The organism is Pseudomonas sp. BJa5 (genome assembly GCF_030272875.2).
Taxonomy (GTDB): domain Bacteria; phylum Pseudomonadota; class Gammaproteobacteria; order Pseudomonadales; family Pseudomonadaceae; genus Aquipseudomonas.
Genome location: NZ_JALRNG020000006.1, coordinates 11774 through 36352 on the forward strand (window position 1 = coordinate 11774; position 24579 = coordinate 36352).

The 24579-nt window shown below is 63.5% G+C and carries 28 protein-coding genes and 1 tRNA gene; 13 read left to right on the forward strand and 16 right to left on the reverse strand.

All coding sequences use genetic code 11. The features are described 5' to 3' along the window. The first annotated feature begins 60 nt into the window (after positions 1-60). A complete protein-coding gene (locus M2D63_RS04885; RefSeq protein ID WP_285861690.1) occupies positions 61-591 on the forward strand; it encodes a hypothetical protein in 531 nt (176 codons plus the stop codon). Here the strand turns inward: M2D63_RS04885 and M2D63_RS04890 are convergent. After that, complete coding sequence (locus M2D63_RS04890; protein ID WP_285861691.1) at positions 588-1529, reverse strand: ZIP family metal transporter; 942 nt, start codon at positions 1527-1529, stop codon at positions 588-590. The two genes, M2D63_RS04885 and M2D63_RS04890, sit on opposite strands and share 4 nt — an antisense overlap. A gap of 129 nt (positions 1530-1658) precedes the next feature. On the opposite strand from M2D63_RS04890, the gene M2D63_RS04895 reads away from it, so the two are divergent. Continuing rightward, positions 1659-1850 carry a PLDc N-terminal domain-containing protein gene (locus M2D63_RS04895; RefSeq protein WP_285861692.1) on the forward strand — a complete coding sequence of 64 codons (192 nt, stop codon included), beginning with the start codon at positions 1659-1661 and terminating at the stop codon, positions 1848-1850. Between the two features lie 99 nt (positions 1851-1949). Here the strand turns inward: M2D63_RS04895 and M2D63_RS04900 are convergent, their stop codons facing one another. Then, the gene (locus tag M2D63_RS04900) at positions 1950-2423 is read right to left on the reverse strand and encodes a methylated-DNA--[protein]-cysteine S-methyltransferase (protein WP_285861694.1); all 474 of its coding nucleotides are present in this window, start codon (positions 2421-2423) and stop codon (positions 1950-1952) included. A 214-nt stretch (positions 2424-2637) separates the two neighbouring features. Between M2D63_RS04900 and M2D63_RS04905 the strand changes: the two genes are divergently transcribed. The 3 genes from M2D63_RS04905 (at position 2638) to M2D63_RS04915 (ending at position 5626) form a co-directional block, all read left to right on the forward strand. Next, complete coding sequence (locus M2D63_RS04905) at positions 2638-4722, forward strand: LTA synthase family protein (protein WP_285861696.1); 2085 nt, start codon at positions 2638-2640, stop codon at positions 4720-4722. A gap of 143 nt (positions 4723-4865) precedes the next feature. After that, complete coding sequence (locus M2D63_RS04910; RefSeq protein WP_285861698.1) at positions 4866-5102, forward strand: hypothetical protein; 237 nt, start codon at positions 4866-4868, stop codon at positions 5100-5102. Between the two features lie 191 nt (positions 5103-5293). Continuing rightward, a complete protein-coding gene (locus M2D63_RS04915) occupies positions 5294-5626 on the forward strand; it encodes a ribonuclease E inhibitor RraB (protein WP_285861699.1) in 333 nt (110 codons plus the stop codon). A 78-nt stretch (positions 5627-5704) separates the two neighbouring features. On the opposite strand, the gene M2D63_RS04920 is transcribed toward M2D63_RS04915, so the two are convergent. Continuing rightward, on the reverse strand, positions 5705-6505 hold the full coding sequence (locus tag M2D63_RS04920; protein WP_285861701.1) for a cytochrome c: 801 nt from the start codon (positions 6503-6505) through the stop codon (positions 5705-5707). A gap of 525 nt (positions 6506-7030) precedes the next feature. Here M2D63_RS04920 and M2D63_RS04925 point away from each other — a divergent pair. Next, on the forward strand, positions 7031-7768 hold the full coding sequence (locus tag M2D63_RS04925; protein WP_285861702.1) for an amidotransferase: 738 nt from the start codon (positions 7031-7033) through the stop codon (positions 7766-7768). Here the strand turns inward: M2D63_RS04925 and M2D63_RS04930 are convergent. The 3 genes from M2D63_RS04930 to M2D63_RS04940 form a co-directional block, all read right to left on the reverse strand. Continuing rightward, complete coding sequence (locus tag M2D63_RS04930; RefSeq protein ID WP_285861704.1) at positions 7746-8717, reverse strand: magnesium and cobalt transport protein CorA; 972 nt, start codon at positions 8715-8717, stop codon at positions 7746-7748. The genes M2D63_RS04925 and M2D63_RS04930 overlap by 23 nt on opposite strands. Positions 8718-8782: 65 nt before the next feature. Further along, positions 8783-9505, reverse strand: a complete 723-nt coding sequence (locus M2D63_RS04935; protein WP_285861705.1) for a 1-acyl-sn-glycerol-3-phosphate acyltransferase — start codon at positions 9503-9505, stop codon at positions 8783-8785. 122 nt (positions 9506-9627) lie between these two features. Beyond that, positions 9628-10317, reverse strand: a complete 690-nt coding sequence (locus M2D63_RS04940) for a crotonase/enoyl-CoA hydratase family protein (protein WP_285861706.1) — start codon at positions 10315-10317, stop codon at positions 9628-9630. 289 nt (positions 10318-10606) lie between these two features. Here M2D63_RS04940 and M2D63_RS04945 point away from each other — a divergent pair. Beyond that, positions 10607-10696, forward strand: a tRNA-Ser gene (locus M2D63_RS04945). 110 nt (positions 10697-10806) lie between these two features. Here the strand turns inward: M2D63_RS04945 and M2D63_RS04950 are convergent. From M2D63_RS04950 to M2D63_RS04960, 3 genes are all read right to left on the reverse strand, one after another. Then, on the reverse strand, positions 10807-12936 hold the full coding sequence (locus M2D63_RS04950; protein WP_285861707.1) for a TonB-dependent siderophore receptor: 2130 nt from the start codon (positions 12934-12936) through the stop codon (positions 10807-10809). A gap of 199 nt (positions 12937-13135) precedes the next feature. Beyond that, the gene (locus tag M2D63_RS04955; RefSeq protein ID WP_285861708.1) at positions 13136-13516 is read right to left on the reverse strand and encodes a hypothetical protein; all 381 of its coding nucleotides are present in this window, start codon (positions 13514-13516) and stop codon (positions 13136-13138) included. A 108-nt stretch (positions 13517-13624) separates the two neighbouring features. Then, a complete protein-coding gene (locus tag M2D63_RS04960; RefSeq protein WP_285861709.1) occupies positions 13625-14818 on the reverse strand; it encodes an MFS transporter in 1194 nt (397 codons plus the stop codon). Between the two features lie 106 nt (positions 14819-14924). Here M2D63_RS04960 and M2D63_RS04965 point away from each other — a divergent pair, with 106 nt between their 5' ends. Further along, complete coding sequence (locus M2D63_RS04965; protein WP_285861710.1) at positions 14925-15812, forward strand: LysR family transcriptional regulator; 888 nt, start codon at positions 14925-14927, stop codon at positions 15810-15812. A 5-nt stretch (positions 15813-15817) separates the two neighbouring features. On the opposite strand, the gene M2D63_RS04970 is transcribed toward M2D63_RS04965, so the two are convergent. Then, positions 15818-16567, reverse strand: a complete 750-nt coding sequence (locus tag M2D63_RS04970) for a 3-oxoacyl-ACP reductase family protein (protein WP_285861711.1) — start codon at positions 16565-16567, stop codon at positions 15818-15820. A gap of 123 nt (positions 16568-16690) precedes the next feature. Here M2D63_RS04970 and M2D63_RS04975 point away from each other — a divergent pair, with 123 nt between their 5' ends. Continuing rightward, positions 16691-17620 (forward strand): LysR family transcriptional regulator, encoded by a 930-nt coding sequence (locus M2D63_RS04975; protein ID WP_285861712.1) that lies wholly within the window; start codon positions 16691-16693, stop codon positions 17618-17620. Between the two features lie 83 nt (positions 17621-17703). Here M2D63_RS04975 and M2D63_RS04980 read toward each other — a convergent pair whose 3' ends face one another. After that, entirely contained in the window at positions 17704-18186 is a 483-nt protein-coding gene (locus tag M2D63_RS04980; RefSeq protein WP_285861713.1) for a transcription elongation factor GreAB, read from the reverse strand. A gap of 4 nt (positions 18187-18190) precedes the next feature. Beyond that, the gene (locus M2D63_RS04985; protein ID WP_285861714.1) at positions 18191-18580 is read right to left on the reverse strand and encodes a hypothetical protein; all 390 of its coding nucleotides are present in this window, start codon (positions 18578-18580) and stop codon (positions 18191-18193) included. Between the two features lie 120 nt (positions 18581-18700). On the opposite strand from M2D63_RS04985, the gene earP reads away from it, so the two are divergent. Together earP and efp are read left to right on the forward strand one after the other, a co-directional pair. Beyond that, positions 18701-19834: an elongation factor P maturation arginine rhamnosyltransferase EarP gene (earP, locus tag M2D63_RS04990; RefSeq protein ID WP_285861715.1), complete on the forward strand. Its 1134-nt coding sequence runs from the start codon at positions 18701-18703 to the stop codon at positions 19832-19834. Between the two features lie 48 nt (positions 19835-19882). Next, on the forward strand, positions 19883-20452 hold the full coding sequence (gene efp, locus M2D63_RS04995; protein ID WP_285861716.1) for an elongation factor P: 570 nt from the start codon (positions 19883-19885) through the stop codon (positions 20450-20452). Between the two features lie 59 nt (positions 20453-20511). Here the strand turns inward: efp and M2D63_RS05000 are convergent, their stop codons facing one another. The 3 genes from M2D63_RS05000 to M2D63_RS05010 all read right to left on the reverse strand — a co-directional run bounded on the left by M2D63_RS05000 (position 20512) and on the right by M2D63_RS05010 (position 22538). Continuing rightward, complete coding sequence (locus tag M2D63_RS05000) at positions 20512-20940, reverse strand: organic hydroperoxide resistance protein (protein WP_285861717.1); 429 nt, start codon at positions 20938-20940, stop codon at positions 20512-20514. A 125-nt stretch (positions 20941-21065) separates the two neighbouring features. Further along, a complete protein-coding gene (locus M2D63_RS05005; RefSeq protein ID WP_285861718.1) occupies positions 21066-21527 on the reverse strand; it encodes a MarR family winged helix-turn-helix transcriptional regulator in 462 nt (153 codons plus the stop codon). A gap of 57 nt (positions 21528-21584) precedes the next feature. Further along, positions 21585-22538, reverse strand: coding sequence for a LysR family transcriptional regulator (locus tag M2D63_RS05010; protein WP_285861719.1), 954 nt, complete (start codon positions 22536-22538; stop codon positions 21585-21587). A gap of 110 nt (positions 22539-22648) precedes the next feature. On the opposite strand from M2D63_RS05010, the gene M2D63_RS05015 reads away from it, so the two are divergent. Beyond that, a complete protein-coding gene (locus M2D63_RS05015) occupies positions 22649-23398 on the forward strand; it encodes a sulfite exporter TauE/SafE family protein (protein WP_285861720.1) in 750 nt (249 codons plus the stop codon). Here M2D63_RS05015 and M2D63_RS05020 read toward each other — a convergent pair. After that, positions 23388-24242, reverse strand: coding sequence for a LysR family transcriptional regulator (locus M2D63_RS05020; protein WP_285861721.1), 855 nt, complete (start codon positions 24240-24242; stop codon positions 23388-23390). The genes M2D63_RS05015 and M2D63_RS05020 overlap by 11 nt on opposite strands. A gap of 98 nt (positions 24243-24340) precedes the next feature. Here M2D63_RS05020 and M2D63_RS05025 point away from each other — a divergent pair, with 98 nt between their 5' ends. Further along, on the forward strand, positions 24341-24571 hold the full coding sequence (locus tag M2D63_RS05025; RefSeq protein ID WP_285861722.1) for a DUF1127 domain-containing protein: 231 nt from the start codon (positions 24341-24343) through the stop codon (positions 24569-24571). Positions 24572-24579 lie beyond the last annotated feature (8 nt).

Consider the following 24579-nt stretch of genomic DNA (forward strand, 5'->3'; position numbering starts at 1 on the left):
CCCCCGGGGGGCTTTTGCGGCTATCCTTGGCGACTTTTTTTATCGTCGCAGGGCCCCTTCATGAAATCCCAACTGGTCGAACTCATCGGCAAAATCAGCGCTGGCTGCATGCGCGAGGACGAAATCGAGCGCATCGCCGACGAAGCCGTCCAGGCCTATGCCGACCCGCAAGCCTTTCTCGCCGCCAATCCCGATATCAACTACGACGACAGCTTCCCGTTCTCCCTGGGCGAATGGATCGTGGTGGGCAGCCTGCCGGACACCGTGCTGTTCCAGGCCGACAGCTACAAAGACCTGTTCGCCCAAATCGTCGCTTCTTTCGACAAGAGCGTGGCTTTCAACCTCCAGCCCAAGCAACTGGCCAAGGTCGATCCGCTGACCGCGCTCAACCGCATCCAGGTGCAGATGGGGGCGTTGAACAAGGAGCAGGGGGGCTATGTGCTGGTGAATTTCAGTCAGTTGCTCGATGACGAACTGCAGATGGTCATGGTCGGCAACAACGACCTGGCGCGGGTGCTGGAACTCTGCGAGGCACTCAAGATCGCCGCAGCACCTGCCCTGGAGGCGCTGCGGGTGGCGGTGCACGTTTAACCGAGGGCGGTGTCGAGGAACATCATTACCGCAAAGCCGCCCATCAGGCCCAGGGTCGCCGAGGTCTGGTGGCCGTTGCGATGGGTTTCCGGGATGACCTCGTGGGACACCACGAAGATCATGGCGCCGGCAGCCAGACCCATGCTCACTGGGTAGGCGATGGCAAAACCGGTGGAAATGTCTAGGCCAATGATGGCGCCCAGCGGCTCCATCAGGCCCGAGCCGATGGCCACCAACGCCGCCTTGAAGCTCGACAAGCCCGTGGCACGCAAAGCCAGGGCCACGGCCAGGCCTTCGGGAATGTCCTGGATGGCGATGGCGCTGGTCAGCGGCAGGCCGACAGCGAGGTCGCCATTGGCGAAACTCACGCCGATGGCCATGCCCTCGGGCAGGTTGTGCAGGGTGATCGCCAGCACGAACAGCCAGACCCGGTTGATCCGTTCGGCCTGTGGCCCGCAGGGGCCGGTGCTTTCATGCTCGTGCGGGGTGAAGCGGTCCAGGCCCAGCATCAGCAACACGCCCAGGCCCATGCCGACCACCACGGTCAATGCCGCAAAGGGACCATTGCCGGTGATCTCGCGGGCGGCGTCCAGGCCTGGCAGGATCAGGGAGAAGGAACTGGCGGCGAGCATCATTCCGGCGGCGAAGCCGAGCATCACATCCTGGCTGCGGGCGCTGACATCACGCAGCACCACGGCCATGATGGCGCCCAGGGCGGTGGCGGCAAATCCGGCCAGACCGCCGAGCGTTGCCAGCTGCAGGTTGTGCTGGTGATCGCCGTGCACCGCGTTCCAGGCGCTGGCCAGCAGCAGGCCGAGCACGGCCAGCAGGCTCAGGCCCAGGCCGGCGCTGAGCCACGGCGCGGCTTGTGCCTGTTGCACCCAGGCATTGAGCAGTGACACGGGTGCCGGGCTGGCGGCGCTTTGGGCGGGGGGCATGACGACCTCTCGGGGCAGGATTCTTTGGCTCGAGTGTAACCAGCGGTGTCGCAACCCGGCCAACGATTCCCTTCTATGGGCCTTATAGCCAACTATCCTTTGGGCACACTTACGCGCTGGAGCGAAACAATGGGTTCCACATTCAACGGCCTGGTGGGGCTGATCATCCTCGCCCTGGATATCTGGGCGATCATCAATGTGCTGAAAAGCGGCGTGGCCATGGGGCCGAAGATTCTCTGGATCCTGTTGATCCTGCTGCTGCCGGTGCTGGGGCTGATCATCTGGGCGATCGCCGGGCCACGGGGGAATGTGCGCCTGTAACCGCTGTCGGTGCTTGACCGTCTGTAGGAGCGGGCTTGCCCCGCGATTGCGGTGTACCTGAACGCACGCAATCGCGGGGCAAGCCCGCTCCCACAGTGATCAGATCAGCCAGGCGCCTTCCAGCTCCAGCAACAGCTGCTTGCGCTCCACGCCGCCGGCGTAGCCGGTCAAGGTGCCATTGCTGCCGATGACCCGATGGCAGGGCACGATGATCGCGATCGGGTTGGCACCGTTGGCCGTGCCGACCGCGCGCACCGCCCGTGGGCGGCCGATACGTTGGGCCAGCTCGGCATAACTGCAGGTGGTGCCGTAGGGGATGCGCTGCAAGGCCTGCCAGACTTCGCGCTGGAAGGCCGTGCCCAGCGGCGCCAGTGCCAGCTCGAATTGCTCGCGCTGGCCGGCGAAGTACTCGTCCAGTTGCCGGGCCACTTCATCCAGTTGCCGGCCGGCCGGTTGCCAGGTGTCCGGCAGTTCCCAGGCCTGCATGGCGTCCATGTGCACCAGGTGCAGACCCTGTTCATCGCCGGCCAGCAACAACGGGCCGAGCGGACTGGGCTGGTAGCGGTAATACATGGCGCTTCGCCTGGGTAATGAATGAACGACCACGATAGCGCAAGTCGCCGCCCAAGGCTGTTATCAACGAAATTTTCACATTCGATTATGGAAAATCCGCGCGCGCAATTATCCGTTCGCCGAATGGCCGTGCATTGCCCTCGGGTTTAGTGCACATTTGCCGCTTCGCTTTTTTTGCCTTTCTTGAATTTGAATCCTAGGGATCCTCCAATCCATGGCTAACACGGACGCCTTGAGTGACCAGCGGGCCGCGTCGCGCCCGCTGCAACCGACGCTAAAATCGCACCTGGCCTACACCTTGCTGTGTGGCCTGGTCATCATGCTGATGCTCAGCCTGGTCCGCCTGGGCCTGCTGATCTACAACAATGACATGATTGGTAACACACCAATGTCGACCGTGGCCGAGGGTTTCCTCAACGGCCTGCGCTTCGACCTGCGGGTGGTGGTCTACCTGAGCATTCCGCTGCTGCTGGCCGTCCTCAGCGCCCGGGCCATGGCTGCGCGCGGCCTGTTCCGCCTGTGGCTGACCCTGGGTTCGAGCGTCGTGATGTTCCTCGGCCTCATGGAGATGGACTTCTACCGCGAGTTCCACCAGCGCCTGAACGGCCTGGTGTTCCAGTACATCAAGGAAGATCCCAAGACCGTACTGAGCATGCTCTGGTACGGCTTCCCGGTGGTGCGTTACCTGCTGGCGTGGATTGTCGGCACCTGGCTGCTGAGCCTGCTGTTCAAGGGCATCGACCGCCTGACCCGTCCCCGTGGCGTCTATGAGAGTAAAGTGGCCGGCAGCCGCAGCGTCGCCCCCTGGTACGTGCGTGGCGTGGTGTTCTTCATGGTCCTGCTGGTGGCCGTCGTCGCCGCTCGCGGCACCCTGCGCCAGGGTCCGCCGATGCGCTGGGGCGATGCCTTCACCACTGACTCGAACTTCGTCAACCAGCTGGGCCTCAACGGCACCCTGACCCTGATCGATGCCGCCAAGAGCCGTTTCGGCGAAGACCGTGCCAACGTCTGGAAATCGACCATCGAGCAGACCCTGGCCACCCAGACCGTGCGCGACATGCTGCTGACCGACAACGACAAACTGGTCGATGCCGACAGCGCCGCCATTCGCCGCGATTTCACCCCGCCGGCCGACAACACCCTGCCGATCAAGAACGTCGTGGTGATCCTCATGGAGAGCTTCGCCGGTCACTCGGTGGGCGCCCTGGGCAGCCCGAACAACATCACCCCGTACTTCGACAAGCTGGCCAAGGAAGGGCTGTTGTTCGACCGTTTCTTCTCCAACGGCACCCACACCCACCAGGGTATGTTCGCCACCATGGCCTGCTACCCGAACCTGCCAGGTTTCGAGTACCTGATGCAGACCCCAGAAGGCGGCCACAAGCTGTCGGGCCTGCCGGCACTGCTCAGCGCCCGTGACTATGACGATGTCTACGTCTACAACGGCGACTTCGCCTGGGACAACCAGTCCGGGTTCTTCGGCAACCAGGGCATGACCACCTTCATTGGCCGTAACGACTTCGTCAATCCGGTGTTCTCCGATCCGACCTGGGGCGTGTCCGACCAGGACATGTTCGACCGTGGCGCCGAAGAGCTGGCCAAGAACTACGGCAAGAAACCGTTCTATGCCCTGCTGCAGACGCTGTCCAACCATACCCCGTATGCGTTGCCGGCCCAGCTGCCGGTAGAGGCCGTGACCGGCCAGGGCCGTCTCGACCAGCACCTGACCGCCATGCGTTACTCCGACTGGGCCCTGGGCCAGTTCTTCGAGAAGGCGCGCAAGGAGCCGTACTTCAAGGAAACCCTGTTCGTCATCGTCGGCGACCACGGCTTCGGCAACCACCAGCAAGTCACCGAGCTGGACCTGGGCCGCTTCAACGTGCCGCTGCTGCTGATCGCCCCTGGCATCCAGGAGAAGTTCGGTGCGGTCAACCACACCGTAGGTACCCAGATCGACATCGTGCCGACCATCATGGGCCGCCTGGGCGGCGAAACCCGTCACCAGTGCTGGGGCCGTGATCTGCTCAACCTGCCGGCGGGCGACCCAGGCTTCGGCATGATCAAGCCGTCGGGCAGCGAGCAGATCGTCGGCCTGGTCAAGGGTGACCGCATCCTGATCGAGTCCAAGGACATGTCGCCGCGCATGTATCGCTACGAACTGGGCGCCAACTTCAAGGCCGAGCTGATCGAAAGCCCGGACCAGAAGGACCTGACCCACAAGCTCGAGTCGTTCATCCAGACCGCGACCAAGAGCCTGCTGGATAACACCGCCGGTGTCGTCCACGGTACGCCCAAGTAAGTGAGCGAACGCTACACTGAATAAAAAGAGGCCCTTCAGGGCCTCTTTTTTTTTGCGGGTTGGCTGGACCGTGGCTGAACAATTCGCGGCCATGCGAGTCAACGGAAGGTAAGTTGTTGTTGATCAGTGCAGAGGAGAGTCCAATGAAAGACTGGGTCATTACCTTTGTTGATCAGAAAGGCGAGCGAGCCTCGCTGCCCTACACCAGCGAACAACCACCCACGCTCGAGGAGGCTGCGCGCCTGGTCCGCAGCCATCTGTTTCCGGTCATGGACGAACTGGACCTCAATGATTTCGATGGCCGCGACAGCATGCCCACGGCCAAATGGCTCAAGGAGCAGAACGGCGTGGAGGTCACCTCGATCACCGAAGCGCCCTGAAACGCCCAGCTGGCTGGCACCCTTGGCGCCAAAGCGCTACGCTGCAAACAAGGTCGGGCCGGATTTACCCCAGCCCGGGCTTGCCGATCCACGTCATGCATTCAGCTCGAATTGCCCCCGCACGGCTTGTGTGGCGGGCAGGTGCGTTTTGCACTGAAAGTCTATCCAATCAGTAATCAGGAGGACGATTCATGAGCAGCCAATACGAGGACATCAGCAGCACGGTATTGCGCCGGATGAAAGAAGGCGGGTTCAACTTCGCCCAGATCCATCCCATTGAGTTCTATGCGGTTTTTCCCGATGAGGCGCGGGCACGACGGGCAGCGGGACAGTTTCGTGGCGAATCGCTCAGCGCCCAGGTGCATGAGCGCGACGATGGTGCCTGGCACCTGGAGTTGAGCAAGGTGATGTACGCCACCTACGGCGGCATCGACGAATTCGAGCAGAACTTCGAAGCGGTGATCGCTCCCCTGGGCGGGGAAATCGAAGGCTGGGGCGTCAAACAGGAGCGCCAGCTGGCTTGAATACAAGGCGCACGGGGGCGGCCTGACCCGCCCTCTGTGAGTCGCTTTCCCTTTCCTGAGTACCTTTACACCCCACCCTCAAGGCTTGCGCGTGGCCATATGCGCCAGGTAGGCAAGCAGTGCGTCCAGTTCCGTGTCGCTGAGTACCGTACTGCTGAAACCGGGCATTTTCCCCTGGGGCCACTGGCGCAGGCTCTGCGGGTCGCGGATATAGCGACGCAGGAAGGCCGGCTGGAAATATTCGGTGGGATTGTGAGGCAGGTTCAGGTCTGGGCCGAACTGCGCGTCGCCCGCGCCGTTGAGGCGGTGGCAGGCCAGGCAGTTTTTCTGGAACAGGGTGAAACCGAGGTTGACCGGGTCGTCGGCGGCCAGGGTCGATGCCGGCAACAGTGCGGGAAAACGCTCGGCCACCGGCGCCAGGCGACGGATGCTGGCCACCTGGAAGGGCCACTGTTCCGGGCTGATACGCCCGGCTTGCGGCTGGGTCCAGACCAGATAGAAAGGGCCGGCGCTGTGCTTGCCATTGCCCAGGGGAGGCCAGGGCCTGGCCGGGTCTTCGATGGCCAGCCAGGCGCGACTCGGGCCGTCCTTGAGCAAGGGGGCGGCGGGCATTTCGGCAGCAAAGCCGTCCTCGGCCACGGCCTGCAGGTGGTCCTGGGGCGTTATGCCCGGTAACAGCGCAGCCAGCGGCACCGCGCGGTAGTGCATGGTTTTCTTGTAGGACACATCGTCATCGATGCGGATGTCCCGGGCCTGGGGATGGGCGAGCAGTTCGGCGCTTTGCCAATGACGACTGCCGTTGCCCAGTTCCAGGGTCAATTGCGCCGCCTGCAGGGGCAGGCAGAGCAGGGTCGATAACAGGACGAGGCAGCGGCGCATGGGCAATCTCCAACCATCAGGGCTGGCAGATTACCTGCGCACGACCGCAAAGAGCCACAACGAGGTTCAACCGAACAGACGCGACAAGTTCGGCAAGATCAACAGCAATGTCGTGGCGAAGAGAATGAGCCCGGCTTGACGTACTTTGTGTGTTTTGAACATGGCTGACCGCCTTTTTGTTGTTATTCCTGAGTGCCTTGTGGCTTCCTTGTCGTCGATCCGGCAAACATGGGTAATGCGGTTTGACGTTCAGACGTGAACCTTTGCTGATGGATATACAACTAACCTTAGGGTCAACGTCAGCTCTGTTTTAGAACGCTTTCGTATGAACTTATTAATTAATGTGTATTTCCGCTATGAGGCCATGTGCTACCAATCAGCATTCCCCTTGCTAGACGCTTTCGTCTGTCCGGCACTTGGATCCACAGTGGATGACCGTTCGTCAGTGCATCCTACTTGCTTGTAAGCCTTATTCGCGGCAGGCTCTAGGGGGCAATCCCGCCTTTGTCGTTCAGGACTACTTTTATGTCGCTACGCATCTGCATCCTGGAAACCGACGTCCTGCGACCCGAACTGATCGGGCAGTACCAGGGCTACGGACGGATGTTCGAGCAGCTGTTCGCCAACCAGTCGATCGCCGCCGAGTTCGACGTGTATAACGTGATGAACGGCGAGTACCCCGCCGACGACCAGGTCTTCGATGCCTACCTGGTCACTGGCAGCAAGGCCGACTCCTTTGGCGACGACCCGTGGATTGCGACCCTCAAGACTTTCCTGCTTGAGCGTTATCAGCGTGGCGACAAGTTGTTGGGCGTGTGTTTCGGCCACCAGTTGCTGGCCTTGCTGCTGGGCGGCAAGACCGAGCGTGCCGAGCAGGGCTGGGGTGTCGGCATTCACCGCTACACCCTGGCGGCGCGGGCGCCGTGGATGGACCCGCACGTCTCCGAACTGACCCTGTTGATCAGCCACCAGGACCAGGTCACGCAACTGCCGGAGAACGCCACGGTCATCGCTTCGAGCGATTTCTGCCCGTTCGCCGCCTACCACATCGCCGACCAGGTGCTGTGCTTCCAGGGCCACCCCGAGTTCGTCCACGATTACTCGCGGGCGCTGCTGGACCTGCGCCAGCAAAGCCTGGGCCCGGAGGTCTACGAAAAGGCCGTGGCCAGCCTGGTCGAAGAGCACCAGGGTGGCCTGGTGGGCGAGTGGATGCTGCGCTTCATTGCCCAGCCGCAGGCTGCTAAAGCCAGCCGGAGCGTTTGAAGCTGGCGTAGAGCGCCGTGCAGCCCACGGCGATCACGCCCAGCACAGCGAAATAGCCGTAGTGCCAGCTCAGTTCCGGCATGTTCTGGAAGTTCATCCCGTAGATCCCTGCCACGGCGGTGGGGAAGGCCAGGATCGCCGCCCAGGCGGCGAATTTGCGCTGCACGATGCTCTGGCGTGACGCCTCCAGGAGCATGCCGATCTCGATGGTCTGGCTGGCGATGTCACGGATTCCGGCCAGGTCTTCCATCTGCCGGGTGACGTGGATCTGCACATCGCGAAAATACGGGCGCATGTTCTTGTCGATGAACGGAAAGGTCAGGCGCTGCAGTTCTTCGCTGACCTCGACCATGGGCGCCACGTAGCGGCGCAGGCGCAGGATGTCGCGGCGCAGGCTGTGCAGGCGCTGGATGTCCTCTTCCTGCAGTGAGTTGTTCAGTACGCTCTGCTCCAGTTCTTCGATCTCGCCATGAATGGCTTCGCTGACCGGCTGGTAGTTCTCGGTGACGAAGTCGAGCAGGGCGTAGAGCACGAAGTCCTCGCCATGTTCGAGCAGCAGCGGACGTGCTTCGCAGCGTTGGCGCACCAGGGCGTAGGACCGGGAGTGGCCATTGCGGGCGGTGATGATGTAGCCGTTGCCGGCGAAGATATGGGTTTCGATGAATTCCAGCTTGCCTTCATGGCGCACCGGCGAGTAGGTGACGATGAACAGCGCATCGCCGAAGGTTTCCAGCTTCGGCCGGCTGTGCTTCTCCAGCGCATCCTCGATGGCCAGTTCATGCAGGTTGAACTGGCGTTGCAGGTTGGCCAGCTCCTGGGCGTTGGGCTCTTCCAGGCCGATCCAGACAAAATGCCCGGGCTTGGCCGCCCACTGGGCGCCTTCATCGAGGGTGATGTTGGTGACTTTTCTGCCGGCGCTGTACACCGCCGCCGCAACGACTCGTCCCATGGTGGTTCGCTTCTTCTGATTACCGTGCCAGTAGCTTGGTCTGACACGCAGGATTCGGCAACCGTTCAGGTGCGGGGCAGTTCGGCTTCCATCAGGTCGATGCAGCGTTGCATCTGCGCGCGGCATTGTTCGGCCAGCGCCGGTACGTCCTGCTGGGTCAGGCCGCTGGTGGCGATCGGCGGCAGGGAGCGAATGATCACCTTGCCACGGCGCCAGCCGCCGAGGCTCAGGCGTTTGGCATAGCGGCTGACGCACACCGGTACGATCGGCACACCGGCTTCGACCGCCATGTGAAAGGCACCCTTCTTGAACGGGACCAGCTGCTCATTGGGGTTGCGTGTACCTTCCGGGAACACCCAGATCGAAGTGTCGTCTTCGCGCAGGGTACGGGTGGTGGTCTGCATGGCGCGACGGGCCTGGTAGGAATTACCGCGGTCGACCAGCACATTGCCGCCCAGCCAGAACAATTGGCCGAACAAGGGAATCCATTTCAGGCTTTTCTTGCCCACGCACACGGTGCGCGGCGGTACCACATGGCCGAGCACGAACAGGTCATGGTTGGACTGGTGGTTGGCGACGATCACGCAGCCGGGTGGCTGGTCGAACAGCGGGCCGACCTCGGCCTTGACCTCAAGGCGCATCAGCCAGGTGGCCGGCAGGCCATAGAGCCGGGCGAAGATCCGGCTGTTGTCCGGGTTGAACGGCCGGCACAGGCCGATCAGCACACCCAGTACACCGACCACGAAACAATGCAGCCCCAACAGGAGCATGCGAACAAGAAATAGCATTCTACGACTCACACCAGACAAACGCGGCGCAGTGTACGGGCGTGCACAGAGGTGAGCAAACGCTGAATGCGGTCATCCCGGCCTGATTGCGCAAACAAGCGCAATCAGGCCTTGGTAGGGGGTCAGGCCAGGTGTTCCTGATCGCGGATGATGGCGTCGTCCAGGGTGTCGAGCAGGGCCTTGCGCACCTTGAGCTTGGTGAGCTTGTGGGCGTGCAGGTTGATTTTCTTCAACTGCCGGGCGGCAGCCAGGGCAGCTTCCTGCAGTTGCTCGGCAGGTACCACCTTGTCGAGGAAGCCCGCGTCCACGGCGCCGACCGGGTCGAACATCTCGGCATTGATTACCGAGCGGTGGAACGCCGAGCGACGCAGGCGATCACGGGCCAGTTCGATCCCGACGTGGTGCATGGTCATGCCGATCTGTACTTCGTTCAGGCCAATGTTGAACGGGCCTTCGACACCGATCCGGTAGTCGGCCGAGAGCAGCAGGAAGGCGCCCTTGGCCACGGCGTGGCCTGGGCAGGCAACGATGATCGGGAACGGGTGCGAGAGCATGCGCCGGGCCAGGGTGGAGCCGGCGGTCACCAGGCTGACGGCTTGCTGGGGACCGGAGGTCATTACCTTGAGGTCGTAGCCACCGGACAGAATACCGGGCTGGCCGGTGACGATTACCACGGCGCGATCCTGCACGGCCTGGTCGAGGGCGGCATTGAAGGCGGCAATCACGTCAGGCGAAATGGCGTTGACCTTGCCGTTGTTCAGGGTCAGGGTCGCGATGCCGTCTTCGAGGTGGTAGGTAATCAGCTCACTCATGACACAGGTTCCTAAGGGGAGAGTTGAGCAGACGTTACTCAGGCCGGAGGGGCAGGTAAAGCGCCGTGACTGACTGGCCAGTCAGCTCCGTGGCGTTTTGCCTTGCCTGGCGGGAGTGCGCGGCGCAGGGCTGCCGAAGCACGCCAGAGATTGGCGGCTTTGCCACCTGCGCCCGGTTTTTTTCGGGATCCGGCTTAAGCGCATGAAAATTCTGAAAAAAACCTTTGCCATCGACGAAGGTTTCGACTACATTAGCGCACCTCGACGGGCTGAACGCCTGACGATACCCGGTGAAGTGTCCGAGCGGTTGAAGGAGCACGCCTGGAAAGTGTGTATACAGGAAACTGTATCAAGGGTTCGAATCCCTTCTTCACCGCCACTTTTAGAAAAGCCCCCGTCCTGAAAAGGTCGGGGGCTTTTTGTTTGGGCCATCGCGGGGCAAGCCCGCTCCTACCGGTGTAGGAGCGGGCTTGCCCCGCGATCAGCGCCTCAAAAGCTCACCGAAGCCGAAAGGTGTGCAGTCCGCGGCGCCCCCTGGAACAGGTAGCCATCCCCCAGGTACTCCCCGGCATCACGCCAGTAACGCTTGTCGAACAGGTTATCCACCATCAGCCGGAACACCGTGTCGTAGCCACCGATGCGGGTGCTGTAGCGGCTGCCCAGATCAAACACCGCATAGCTGCCCACCTCTACCGTGCCCGCCTGGTTGGCGTATTTGCTGGCGCTGTAGCGTGCACCGCCAAGCAGGGCCAGGCCCTCGATCGGCAGGCTGTAGTCGGCCTGCACGGCGGCACGCAGGTTCGGCACGTTGAGCGCCTGGTGATCTTCGTAGTCGGCCGTGCCGCTGTGCTTGACCCGGGCACGGATGGCGGCGGCGCTGGCATTGATCTGCAGGCGCGAGGTCAGCCAGCCGCTAGCCCCCAGCTCCAGGCCGATGTTCTTTTGCTGGCCCTGCTGCACGTAGGTGAAGCCGCCTTCGCCATCCGGCCGGGAATACTGGTAGGCCTGGCGTAGCTGGAACAGCGCCGCACTCAGGCTCAGGCGCTGCCAGTCGCGCTTGATGCCGACTTCCAGCTGTTGTGACAGGGTCGGTGCGAGGATTTCGGCGCTGTTGCTGGCGAACCACGGCGCGGTGCCGCCGGAGGAAATCCCTTTGCTGTAACTGGTGTAGAGGGAAATGTCCGCACGCGGCTTGTAGATCAACGCGGCATTGGGCAGCAGCTCATAGTCGCGGGTGTGGCGACCGGGGTTGCCCTGTTCATCGAAGGTTTTCTCGTCCAGGCGCACCAGGCGTGCGCCGAGGACCGTCTGCCAGTGCTCGTTGAAGCTGATCCGGTCGCTGGCGAACAGGCCGTACTGGCGGCTGTCCAGGCGGCGGGTGCTGTCGCCTGGGGTCTTGTCGGACGGCGCCAGTGCCGGGGTGTCCTGGTAGATATTGCCGCTGCCGATCCATTCGTTGAAGTAAGGGCGCTGGTCCAGGGTGCGCCGTTGGGCGCTGCTGCCCAAGGTCAGTTCATGGCCCAGGCCCAGGGCATCGAAGCGCCCGCTGAGGGTCGCCTGGGCTTCGTCGGTACGCCGCGTGTCGTCGGGGCTGCGGTAGTCGTAGATGTCGTAGTCGCCGGCACTGCTGAAGTAGGCCCCCTCGCTGGAACCCCAGGCAAAGGAACTGTAGTCGTCGATCACCACTTTGCTGCGCGAGGCGCTGAGGCTGCCGGTCCAGGTGTCGTTGAAGCGGTACTCGAAGCGTCCGCCCAGGTTCAGCGAGTCGATGCCGACCGGGTTGGCCCACTGCTGGTAGGCCAGGCGGTCATGGGGGTCGATACCGTGGGGCAGGCTGGTGCCGCCGAGCAGTTGGTAACCCGGCACCGAGCGCTGATCGCGCTGCTGGTACTCGGCGTCCAGTTGCAGCACGGCATCGGGGTTGATCTGCCAGTCGAAGGCCAGGGCGGCGAAGTCGCGCGTGCCGTCGGCGTGGTCGACATAGGAGCGGATGTCTTCATGGGCCAGGTTGGCGCGCAGTCCGAACTGGCGTTCGCTGCCGAACCAGCCACCGATATCCGTGGCGATGTAGCGCTCGCCCTCATCGTTGCTCGACACCGTCACCGAGCGTACCTCTTCAGGGCGCTTGGTCACGTAGTTGATCAGGCCGCCAGGTTCGGCAACACCGCTCTGCAGGCCGGACAGGCCCTTGAGCAGCTCGACCTGCTGCTTGTTCTCCAGGGCCACGTTCTGTTCACCGGCGATGGTCTGGCCGTTGATCTTGTAGCTGCTGGCGGCGTTGAGCTCGAAGCCGCGCACGTTGAAGTTCTCGTAGTAGCCGATCGGTGCATAGCTTTCACCCACCGAGGCATCGCTTTGCAGCACTTCGCTGAGCAGGCGCACCTGGCGATCGGCGAGCAGTTGCTGGCTGAACACGGCCACCGATGCCGGAGTGTCGAGCAACGCTGCCGGGGCGAAACCCGCCACCGATGCTTCCTGCACCTGGTAACCCTCGTTGTAGGTTTGCGACACCTCGACCGGGGCCAGGATGACGCTGTCCTGGGCCAGACTGTGCGAGGCGGGCAGGGCCAGGCTCAAGCCAAGCAGGCTCAAGGGCAGGCGAGGGTGGGGCAGGGTCATGCAAAAAGCTCCTTGAAAGCACGCAGCAGACGCGCCGACAGGCGTCGTCGCGGTCCATGGGGATGGGGTTGAAAGTCACAACGTGTGGATAGCCGCCGGCATTGCGCCGGGCAGGCGGGCGCGCATCTTAGCAGGGGCGACCGGATCAGGGTGCCCCTGTCTACAAGGTTTCAAGCGGTTGAGCGAACGACTGGCGGGTTCAGCGATCCGCCAGCGCTGGCGAATGACGGCGCCAGTGGCCGTTGATCTTCGACCAGGTCTTGCTGTCGGTGATGGCCAGCAGCTTGCGCCCGTCCTTGAAGGTGGCCAGGAAGGTCACCTCCTCTTCCTTGCCGCCGAGCCACAAGCCGGCAATCAGGCCGACGGGACCTGCCACCAGGGCACCGGCCATGCCCCAGCCCAGGGCGCTGCCCAGGCTGCGGCTGGACTCCTGGTTGGCGACTACCAGCTCACTGATGCGGGTAACGGCAATTTTTTCGCCGGGGGAGGGGCTGCGGCAGGTCTTGAGTGTGAGCGATCCGTTGCGATATTCGCCTTCACCTTGCAAGAAGTCGCCGGACTGAACCGTGAGTCTTGTCATCGTGTCATCCAGATTGAGAGGGCAATTGTCCACGCGCTACTGAGCGCCCGGCACCACCACAAGTCAATCGCCAGGCGACGGAGGGTCGCCCGGGATCTGCACTGCCCCTCAGGCCGTACGTGCCTTCAGGCTGCGCTGGCGTTCGGCCAGGGCCCAGACCAGCAGGGCCAGGCTGCCGATGATGAAGCCGGCGACGACAATGCCCTGCCAGCCCCGGGCCTGGAACAGCTGGGTGCCGAGCAGAGAGCCTAGCGCACCGCCAATGAAGTAGCAGGTGATGTAACCGGCGTTCAGCCGATTGCGTGCTTCCGGGCGCAGGGCAATCACGGCGTTCTGGTTGCTCACGTGTACCAGTTGCACCGCCAGGTCCAGCAACAGTACGCCGATCAGCAGTGCCAGCAGCGACGATTGGGCAAAGCCCAGCGGCACCCAGGACAGCAGCAGCGCCAGCAGCCCGACCGTGGTGCCCAGTGGACCCTTGCCGCGATCGGCCAGGCGTCCGGCCCAGTTGGCCGACAGCGCGCCGGCGGCACCGGCCAGGCCGAACAGGCCGATCACAGCGTCGGAGTAGTGATAAGGCGCTGCCGAGAGGAGAAAGGCCAGGGGCGTCCAGAACAGGGCGAACAGGCTGAACGCCAGCAAGCCGAGCAGCGAGCGCAGGCGCAGGATCGGTTCGTCGACGAACAGGCGAAACACCGAGCCGATCAGCGCCGGATAATTGAGCCCGGCATGCTGGTGGCGCTCGGGCAAGGCGCGCCACAGGGCAATGGCGCAGATCGCCATCAGTGCCGCCGCCAGCAGGTAGATGCTGCGCCAGCCGCCCAGTTCGGCCATGAAACCGGCGGCGGTGCGTGCCAGCAGGATGCCCAGCAGCAAGCCGCTCATCAGGGTGCCGACCACCCGGCCGCGCTGGCCCGGGTCGCTGAGGCCGGCGGCCATGGGCACCAGCACCTGGGCGACCACCGAGAACAGACCGGTCAGGGTGGTGCCCAGCAACAGCCAGGGCAGCCCTGGCGACACGGCGCTGATCAGCAGGCCCAGGGTGCTGATGCCGATCATGCTGACGATCAGCCGGCGTTGTTCGAACAGGTCGCCCAGCGGCGCCAGCAACAACAGCCCGGCGCCATAACTGAGCTGGGCGGCGATGACGATGGCCCCGGCGCTGGCGGTGGTCAGGCCGAAATGTTCGGCAATGCTGTGCAGCAGCGGTTGGGCGTAGTAGTTGCTGGCCACGGCGAGGCCGGTGGCGGTTGCCATCAGCAGGATCAGGCCGCGGCTAAGGGTAATGGTGGAGGAGGTCATGGACCGTCTCGATCAGTGGCAGTTGGAGAGTGACAGTATCGGAAATGCGCTAGCATGACGCCAATGTATCGTTTTCATTCTATCCATCTCGAAAATAGATCAATCCATGAACCTCAAGCAGATCGAGTACGCCCTGGCGGTAGCCGAAACCGGCAGCTTCACTCGCGCCGCCGAGCGCTGTCATGTGGTGCAGTCGGCCTTGAGCCACCAGATCGCCCGGCTGGAGGAGACCCTGGGCGCCAGCCTGTTCGAGCGTAGCTCGCGGCGGGTGCGCCTGACGCCGGCCGGAGAAGCCTTCGTGCAGAGTGCCCGGCCGGCCATGGAGGCCACCCGGCGTATCGCTGAAGACGTGGCGGCCGCCTGTGGCGAGGTGCGTGGGCAGTTGTCGATCGGCGAAATCTCCTCGTTGACCGAACTGGATCTGGTCGATCTGTTGGCCGGCTTTCATCGCCAGTACCCGAAAGTGGATATTCGCTGGCTGATGGCCAAGAGCGAGCTGTTGATTGCCGATGTCCGCGAGCGTCGCCTGGACGTGGGTTTTATCGGCGTCTGGTCGGGGGAGCGTCCGGAAGGGGTGGAGTACCGCTTGCTGGCCGAAGAGGAACTGGTGGCGGTGCTCGCGCCTGATCATCCTCTGGCGGTTATTGACGGCTTGTCGCTGGCTCATCTGCGCGACCTGCCGCTGGTGGACTTTCCCGCCGGCACCGGTGCCCGCCGGCAGACGGACGAAGCCTTTGCGGCGGCGGGTGTACCGCACCGGGTGCAGTTCGAAGTGAGCAATATTCGCCTGGTGGAAAAATTCGTCCAGCGCGCCCTGGCCGTGGGCCTGGTGCCAGCACGCATTGCCAGCGGCTTCGAGGCAGTGGCGACGGCAGTGGTGCGTGATGCGCCGCGGCGCCACCTGTATGCGATCTGGTCGAAGCATCCGACCCCGGCAGCCAGGGCGTTTGTGCGCATGATCGAGCACAGCCTGGCTGCCCGGGATGGCGGCTGACGGCATCAGGCGGCAAAGCCACCGTCGATGGTCAGGCTGGCGCCGGTGATGTACGCCGCTTCCGGGGACGCCAGGTAGGCGACGAAACCGGCGATTTCCTCGACTTCACCGTAGCGACCCACCGCCATGTAACCCATCAGGCTTTCGGCGAACTCGCCCTTGGCCGGGTTCATGTCGGTGTCCACCGGGCCGGGCTGTACGTTGTTGATGGTGATGCCCAGCGGGCCGAGGTCACGGGCCAGGCCACGGGTCAGGCCGACCAGTGCCGATTTGCTCATGGCGTACGGGCCGCCGCCGGCGAACGGCATGCGCTCGGCATTGGTGCTGCCGATGTTGATGATGCGCCCGCCCTGGCCCATGTGCCGGGCCGCGGCCTGGGTGGCGACGAAGACGCTGCGCACATTGACCGCCAGGGTGCGGTCGAAATCGTCCAGGTCGAATTCCAGCAGTGGCGCCACCGCCAGCACACCGGCGTTGTTGACCAGGATGTCGAGGCCGCCGAAAGCGGCAACCGTGTGCTCCACGGCCTGTTGCACGGCGTGGGCGTCGGCGCTGTCGGCCTGGATGGCCAGGGCCTTGCCGCCATTGGCGATAATGCTTTGCTGCAGGTCCTGGGCCTGCGCCGTGGCGTTGGCGTAGGTGAAGGCGACACTGGCGCCCTCGGCGGCCAGGCGTTTGACGATGGCGGCGCCGATGCCGCGTGATCCGCCCTGGATCAGGGCAACCTTGCCGGTGAGGCGAGTTTGAGTCGACATGTCATGCTCCCGAAAGAACAAGGCTGGATGCCTTGGATGGTGCTCAGTATCGGCGGCGTATTACCTACTGAGTAGCCGGTAATCGCTATAGTCTGTGTAAACCAAAGGTATGGAATCGCGGGTGTGGAAACCTTCAGCAGTATTGAATGCTTCGTGCGCAGCGCCGAAGTCGGCAGCTTCGCCGAGGCGGCCCGGCGCCTGAGCCTGACGCCGGCAGCGGTAGGCAAGAACGTCGCCCGCCTGGAAGCGCGTCTGGGGGTGCGGCTGTTCCAGCGTAGCACCCGTCGGCTGACCCTGACCGAGGCCGGCCAGCGCTTTCTCGGTGAAGTCGCCAGCAGCTTCCAGACCATCCAGCATGCCGTGGCCAATCTCGCCAGCGCCGAAGGGCAGCCGGCCGGCACCTTGAAGGTGAGCATGGGGACGGTGTTTGGCCGCCTGTATGTCGTGCCGCTGCTGGCCGAGTTCCTGCAGCGCTATCCCGCCATCAGCCCGGACTGGCACTTCGACAACCGCCAGGTCGACCTGATCGGCCAGGGCTTCGACGCGGCCATTGGCGGTGGCTTCGACCTGCCCCAAGGGGTGGTGGCGCGCAAGCTGACCCCGGCGCACCGGATCCTGGTGGCCTCCCCGGCGTTTCTTGAGCGCCACCCGCCGATTCGTCAGCCGGCCGACCTCAAGGACCTGGACGGCATCCTGATCCGCTCACCCCAGACCGGGCGGGTGCGCTCCTGGCCATTGACCAGTCGCCAGCAGGAGCAAAGCCCGCTGAACCTGCGCCTACGCATGACCATGAGCGATTCGGAGGCCGCCTGTGGCGTCGCCGAGCAGGGCCTGGGCGTGGCCCTGGTGAGCATGCCGTTTGCCGTGCCTTACCTGCAGGCGGGCAGCCTGGTGCGGGTGTTGCCGGACTGGTATGTGGATGATGGCAACATTTCCCTGTATTACGCCGAGCACAGGCTGTTGCCGGGCAAGACCCGGGCGTTCATCGATTTCATCATCGAGCAGTTTGCCGTGCAGGGGCTGGCGCGGCGGTTCGATGCGTTGGGGAGCTGAACGCATCGCGGGGCAAGCCCGCTCCTACCGGGTGCAATGCCTGTAGGAGCGGGCTTGCCCCGCGAAGAGACCCTCAGGCCGATTCACTTCACTGCGACCACGACAAAGCACTGGGGTACGCCACCCAGAACCAGACTGACCTCTTCGTCCTCGCATTTGCCGACCAGGCACTGCCCCAGTGGCGAACGCGGGGTAATCACCGTAACCAGCTGCTCGCCCTCACCAATCTTCAACCCCGCGCCTTCCGGCCCGAGAAACAGCCGCTGGCAACCGCCACTCTCGGCCTCCAGGGTCACCAGGTTGCTGACCTGGATGCCGCAGGCCGGGTCGTAGTCGCGCAGCACCAAGTGCTGGAACGCCTTGCGCGCCTGACGGATCTCTTCCATGCGTCGGGCTTGTCCGGTTGCCAGGTAGGAGGCTTCCAGGCCCAGGGTGTCGTACTTGTTCTCGGCGATGTTCTCTTCGGCGGTGGCCGCTTCATAGGCGGTTTGCGCGGCACGCTGGACCACGTCCAGATCGACGCCCAGGGCATCGATGATGCGTTGCAGCAGGTCGGCTTTGTTCATGGCGTCAGTTGCACAATTCCAGGACGAGGGCACGGCTTTTTTCAGTCGGGGCGGTACGGTTCTGTTGCAGCCAGAACTGGCACTTGGGGTTGGACAGGTTGCGCACGCTGCCTTCGGCTTGCTCCTGGGCTTGTTGCAGTTCCTGGTTGCGCAGGATCTGCTTGTAGTGCTCGAACATCTGGCCCTGCTCATCGGATTGCGCCGCTGGATAGGCCGGGGCGCTCGCCGCTGGGCTCAGTACCTGGCCCAGGGGTTGTACCGCCTCGGGCAGCAGGCGCCCGGCCAACCACAGGCTCAGGGCAATGGCCACGGCGCCGAGCCACAGGCCCAGGGCGACGCACAGGATCAACTGCGCAGGCTTGAGGGTGATTTTCAGTTCGCGAGGGCGGGGCATGATGGCCTCCTGGCCGGGACGGAAGCTCATTGTCGCATGGCGCGGCAGGTTTTTTTCGTATCACGCTTTTGTCTGCGATGATTTACCCGGACAATCGGCGCTTTTTCCACGGAACCCGCGATGAAAGCGAACTGGGACATCTTCTGTTGTGTCGTCGACAACTACGGCGACATCGGCGTGACCTGGCGCCTGGCCCGGCAACTGGTGGCCGAGCAGGGGGTTGCCGTGCGCCTGTGGGTGGATGACCTCGGCGCCTTTGCCCGCATCTGTCCGCAAGTCGATCCCCTGGCGGCGCAGCAATGGCAGCAGGGCGTCGAAGTCTGCCACTGGCAGGCGGACTGGCAGCCGACCCCGGTCGCCGACGTAGTCATCGGCGCCTTTGCCTGTCAACTGCCGGCCGCGTACGTGCAGGCCATGCTCGACTGCGCGCGTGCGCCGTTGTGGCTGAATCTTGAGTACCTCAGCGCCGAACACTGGGTCGAAGGCTGCCATGGCTTGCCATCGCCGCAGCCCAATGGTTTGCGCAAGGTGTTTTTCTTTCCCGGCTTTACCGCGAAGACCGGCGGCCTGCTGCGCGAGGCTTCCCTGCTGGCGCGGCGCGAAGCGTTCGAACAGGATCCGGCTGCGAAGCAAGCGTTTCTCCAGCGCCTGGGCGTGACGGCAGCCGACGACGCACGCCTGATCTCGCTGTTCGCCTACGAGAATCCGGGCCTTGGCAGTTGGCTCGATGCCCTGGCGGCCGACAGTCGCGCCAACCATTTGCTGGTGCCCGAGGGGCGTATTCTGGGGGACGTGCAGGCCTGGTTGGGCGAGGGCGCCTTGCAGGTGGGCAGCGTGGCCAGCCGTGGTGCCCTGACCGTGCAGATCCTGCCGTTCGTCAGCCAGGATGAGTACGATCAGCTACTCTGGTGCTGCCACTTCAACGCCGTGCGCGGCGAAGACTCGTTCGTGCGTGCGCAATGGGCGGGGCGTCCGCTGCTCTGGCATATCTATGTGCAGGAAGAATACGCCCATTGGGAAAAACTCGAGGCGTTTCTCGATCACTACGTCGAGGGGCTGTCGCAGCCGGCCAAGACGGCCATCGTCGATCTGTGGCGCGCCTGGAACATGGACCGCGACATGGGCCAGGCCTGGCAACAGGTGCTTGAGCACTGGGACGAGCTCGACCGGCATGCCCGCCGCTGGAGCGCCGTTCAGGCCGCTCAGCCGGACCTCGCCACGGCGCTGGTACAGTTTTACCGAAATTGGCTATGATACGCGGCCTCGATTTTTGTAAATCCATCCAAATTCGGATATCACGTAATGAAAACTGGTAAAGAACTGAAACCCGGTACCGTACTGCGGATCGACAACGACCCGTGGCTGGTTCAGAAAGCTGAATTCACCAAATCGGGCCGTAACAGCGCGATCATGAAGACCAAGCTGAAGAACCTGCTGACCGGCTACAAGACCGAAACCGTTTACGGTGCGGACGACAAGCTGGACGACGTGATCCTGGATCGCAAAGAAGCGACCCTGTCGTTCATCAGCGGTGACTCCTACACCTTCATGGACACCACCGACTACACCATGTACGAGCTGAACGCCGAAGACATCGAGGCCGTTCTGCCGTTCGTCGAAGAAGGCATGGAAGACATCTGCGAAGCCGTGTTCTTCGAAGGCCGCCTGGTATCGGTAGAACTGCCGACCACCATCAGCCGTCAGGTTGTCTACACCGAGAACGCTGCTCGCGGCGACACCTCGGGCAAGGTCATGAAGCCTGCCAAGCTGAAGAACGGCACTGAAGTCCAGGTTGCCGACTTCATCCAGATCGACGAGTGGATCGACATCGACACCCGCGACAACAGCTTCAAGGGCCGTTCCAAGAAGTAATTCTTGCGCCCATGAAAAACCCGGCCTTGGCCGGGTTTTTTTATGCCTGCGTTTTAGTGTCAGACAGTGACGTGCAAGCGTACATCGACATTGCCACGGGTCGCGTTGGAGTAAGGGCAGACCAGATGGGCTTTTTCGACCAAGCCTTGCGCCTCGGCCTGGGCCAGGCCCGGCAGGTTGATGTGCAGGTCGATGTCGAGGCCAAAGCCGCCGGGGATCTGGCCGATGCCGACCTTGGCAGTGATGGAGCTGTCGGCAGGCAGCGCTTTTTTCTCCTGGCCGGCGACGAACTTCAGGGCGCCAATGAAGCAGGCCGAATAGCCGGCGGCGAACATCTGCTCGGGGTTGGTGCCGTCACCACCCGCGCCACCCAGTTCCTTGGGGGTGCTCAGCTTGACTTCGAGTTTGCCATCGCTGGAGCGCGAGCTGCCGTCGCGACCGCCAGTGGATTTGGCTTCGGCAATGTACAGCGGAGTGACCTTTTGCATAGTGAGCCTCGCTTGAGTATTGCGCCGCAGCGCTGAGTGGGTATGGGATTAACTTAGCGCGCAATTATTTAGTGCGCAAGCTAATTTTCGGCCACAGGTTCAAACGGCCACTCACAGCATAGACCTCAGAGGCTTTTTTGCAGGTTGGTGCGCAGTTCCAGCAGGTCGCGCTGCAGCTGTTGCAGGCGTTCCACGGTTTGTCCGCTGGCCGCCAGGATGCAGGGCGGAACGCTCTGGGCCTTGGTGTGCAGGGCACGGCCCTGGTCGGTCAGGTGCACCAGCACCACCCGTTCGTCTTCACGGCTGCGGGTGCGCTTGAGCAGGCCTTCGGCTTCGAGGCGCTTGAGCAGGGGCGTGAGCGAGCCCGGGTCAGTCAGCAGGTGTTGACTGATCTCGCCCACGGTCAAACCGTCCTGTTCCCACAGCACGAGCATCGCCAGGTACTGTGGATAAGTCAGGCCCAGCGCTTGCAGCAACGGCTTGTAGACCTTGGTCATCAGCAGCGAAGTGGAGTGCAGGGCGAAGCACACCTGGTTGTCCAGCAGCAGTTCGTGGCCTGGGGCGGGGGCTTTGGTGTCGGCGTTCATGCAGGTCCTTGATCGATTGATCCTTTGAATTTAGCACGCTGTTCATTAGCGCGCTGATTACCAGCGCAGCCCGCTTTGCAGCGCCAGGTCCCAGGGCGGCACCGGGCTGAAGCGGCTCTTGAGGAATTCGAGCAGCAAGCGGCTGCGCGAGTTCGTTTCATGTTCCAGGCGCAGGGCGTAGATGCCGCTGGATTCGGCGGCCGGCAAGCCGTTGTCGCAGAACAGCGGCAACAGTTCGCCGCGCAGCAGGTAGTCGCTGATCAACCAGGTGGGCAGGTGGGCGATGCCGAGGCCCGCCAGGGCGCCGAACAGCAGGGTTTCGGCATTGTTGGCGCTCATGCGCATGCGGGTCGGGCGATACAGGCGCATCTGGCCGTCGCAGGAAAAGCGCCAGGCAAAGGGCGGGGCCAGGCCGTCCCAATCCAGCCCGTCGTGTGCTGGCAGTTCGGCCGGGGTGGTGGGAATACCGCGGGCCGCCAGGTAGGCGGGACTGGCGCAGGCGACACGGACCATATAGGCCAGTGGCGTGGCCACCAGGCGGGTGTCGGCCAGCGGGCCGGCGCGCAGCACCAGGTCCACTTCGCCCAGGTGTGAGCCGTGCAGGTCGACAAAGCTGTCGATCAGGCGCAGTTGCACGTCGAGCCCAGGGTAGGCCACCAGGAAGTCGGCGATGGCTGGTGCCAGGTGGCGACGACCGAAGGCGGCCGGAGCATCGATGCGGATCAGGCCTTCCGGTGCATTGCTCAACGACACGGCCTCGGCACGCGCCAGGCGCAGCTCGTCGACAATGCGCCGGGCGCGTTCGGCGAAGGCATTGCCGGCCGGAGTCGGGCGCACGGCGTGGGTGCTGCGGATGAACAGGCGGCTGCCGACCGCGCTTTCCAGCGCATCGATACGCCGCGCCACGGCCGATGGAGTCAGCGGGTGGCGGCGGGCGGTGGCGGAGAAGCTGCCGGTTTCCAGCACATCGAGGAACAGGCTCAGTTGTTCGGTCAGGGCGTCAGGGTTCATTTGCCGGATCTGCTTTTGCGTAAATGGCATAGCCATTGTGCGTTGCTGTGCGTTTCCCCGCTAGCAGCAGATCAGTAGCATGGCTGCACTGGATTTCTTGAGGGGCAGCAATGATCGAGTGGGCGATGTACATAATGCTGGGCGCGGCACTGGGCACGGTGGGCGGATTGTTCGGCATCGGCGGCGGGCTGATCGCGATTCCGGCGCTTGGCGTGCTGTTTGGCCTGGACCAGCAGCTGGCCCAGGGCACGGCGCTGGTGATGGTGGTGCCCAACGTGCTGCTGGCGCTGTGGCGCTATCACCAGCGTAATCGCATCGAGCTGCGCCATGCGTTGCCGCTGGCGGCGGCCGGCTTCGTCTTTGCCTGGCTCGGTTCGATCTGGGCGGTGGGTGTCGATGCCCAGGCCATGCGCTTCGGCTTTGTACTGTTCCTGGTGGCGCTGGCGGCCTGGAACCTGGCCCGGATGTTCATGGGGGCGGCGCAGCCGAGCAGCGAGATGCGCCACCCCTGGCCGTGGCTTGGCGTGCTCGGCGGTGGTGCCGGGGTGCTGGGCGGCCTGTTCGGCGTGGGCGGGGCGGTGGTGGCGACGCCGGTGCTGACCAGCGTTTTCGGCACTACCCAGGTGGTCGCCCAGGGGTTGTCCCTGGCCCTGGCGGCGCCGAGCACGGCGGTGACCTTGCTGACCTACGGCCTGCACCAGCATGTGCAGTGGAGCATGGGCATTCCCCTGGCCGTGGGTGGCCTGCTGAGTATCAGCTGGGGGGTGAAACTGGCTCACGCCCTGCCGGAAAAAGTCCTGCGTTCACTGTTTTGCGCCTTCCTCGTGCTTTGTGCAGTGATGCTCGCCTTCAAGATCTGAAGCCTTCGGCAATGTAGTCGGCCATGCAGTCGGTCATCGGCGACTGGCTGCTGTTGTTGCGCAGCAGCATGATGCTGGCGGTGGGCAGGCCGGGCAGGCCTTCAGCCTCGCCGATCACCCGCAGCTCGCTGGTGATCAGGCTCTGCAACTGCGCCGTAACGGCCAGCCCGGCGCTGACCACCGCCATGATCGCGGCGGTGCTGGCGCTGGTGTAGGCGATGCGGTACTCCTTTTCGATCGCATCCAGGGCATTGCAGGCCCAGGTGCGGCAACAACAATCGGTGTTGAACACCGCCAGTGGCAGCGGATTGTGCTCATGGGGGCAAAAGCCCTGGGCCTGGACCCACACCGCCCGCTCGCGGCGCAACAACTGACCGACCTCATGGCCGGGCTCGCAGGTGATGATGGTCATGTCCAGGTCCTGGCGTTGCATCAACTGCCGCGAGCTTTCGCAATGGACCTCGACCTGGATCAGCGGGTAGGTCTGGGCGAAGCTGGAAAGGATGCCGGGCAGAAAGCGCATGGCATAGTCGTCCGGCGTGCCGATGCGCACCATCCCGACCATGTGCGGCATGCGCAGGGTGTTGAACACTTCCCCATGCAGTTTCAGGATGCGCCGGGCATAGCCCAGCAAGACCTGGCCCTCGGCGGTCAGGCGCACCTGGCGGCCATCGCGCTCGAACAACTGGCGCTGAATGATGTCCTCCTCCAGGCGCTTCATCTGCATGCTCACCGCTGACTGCGTGCGGTTGACCACTTCGCCGGCGCGGGTGAAGCCGCCATGTTCGGCAATGGCCACGAAGGTGCGCAGGACCTCGGAATCGATACTCTGGTACTGGGACAAGGCATCAATCTCCTAGATGTGTTGCATCAGGAACATTCGTTGGATTGATCTTAGTCCCGGGCAGAGACTGGCGTCATCCCAACAAGGAGGGTAAGACGATGAAAGGTCAGAAAGGCTTTGTCCTGATCCATCCGCAGCCTCACCACGGCGGCTTCTCCCACCTGATCCACGACGCGATCCAGCAACTGGCGCGTTGGCGCCAACTGCATGCCCAGCGCATGGAACTGGCGCGCCTGAGCGATGCCGCGCTGCACGATATCGGCATGAGTCGTGCCGATGTCTGGCAGGAAGTGGAACGCCCATTCTGGGATGACCCGCTGAAAAAATGAGTCGCGCC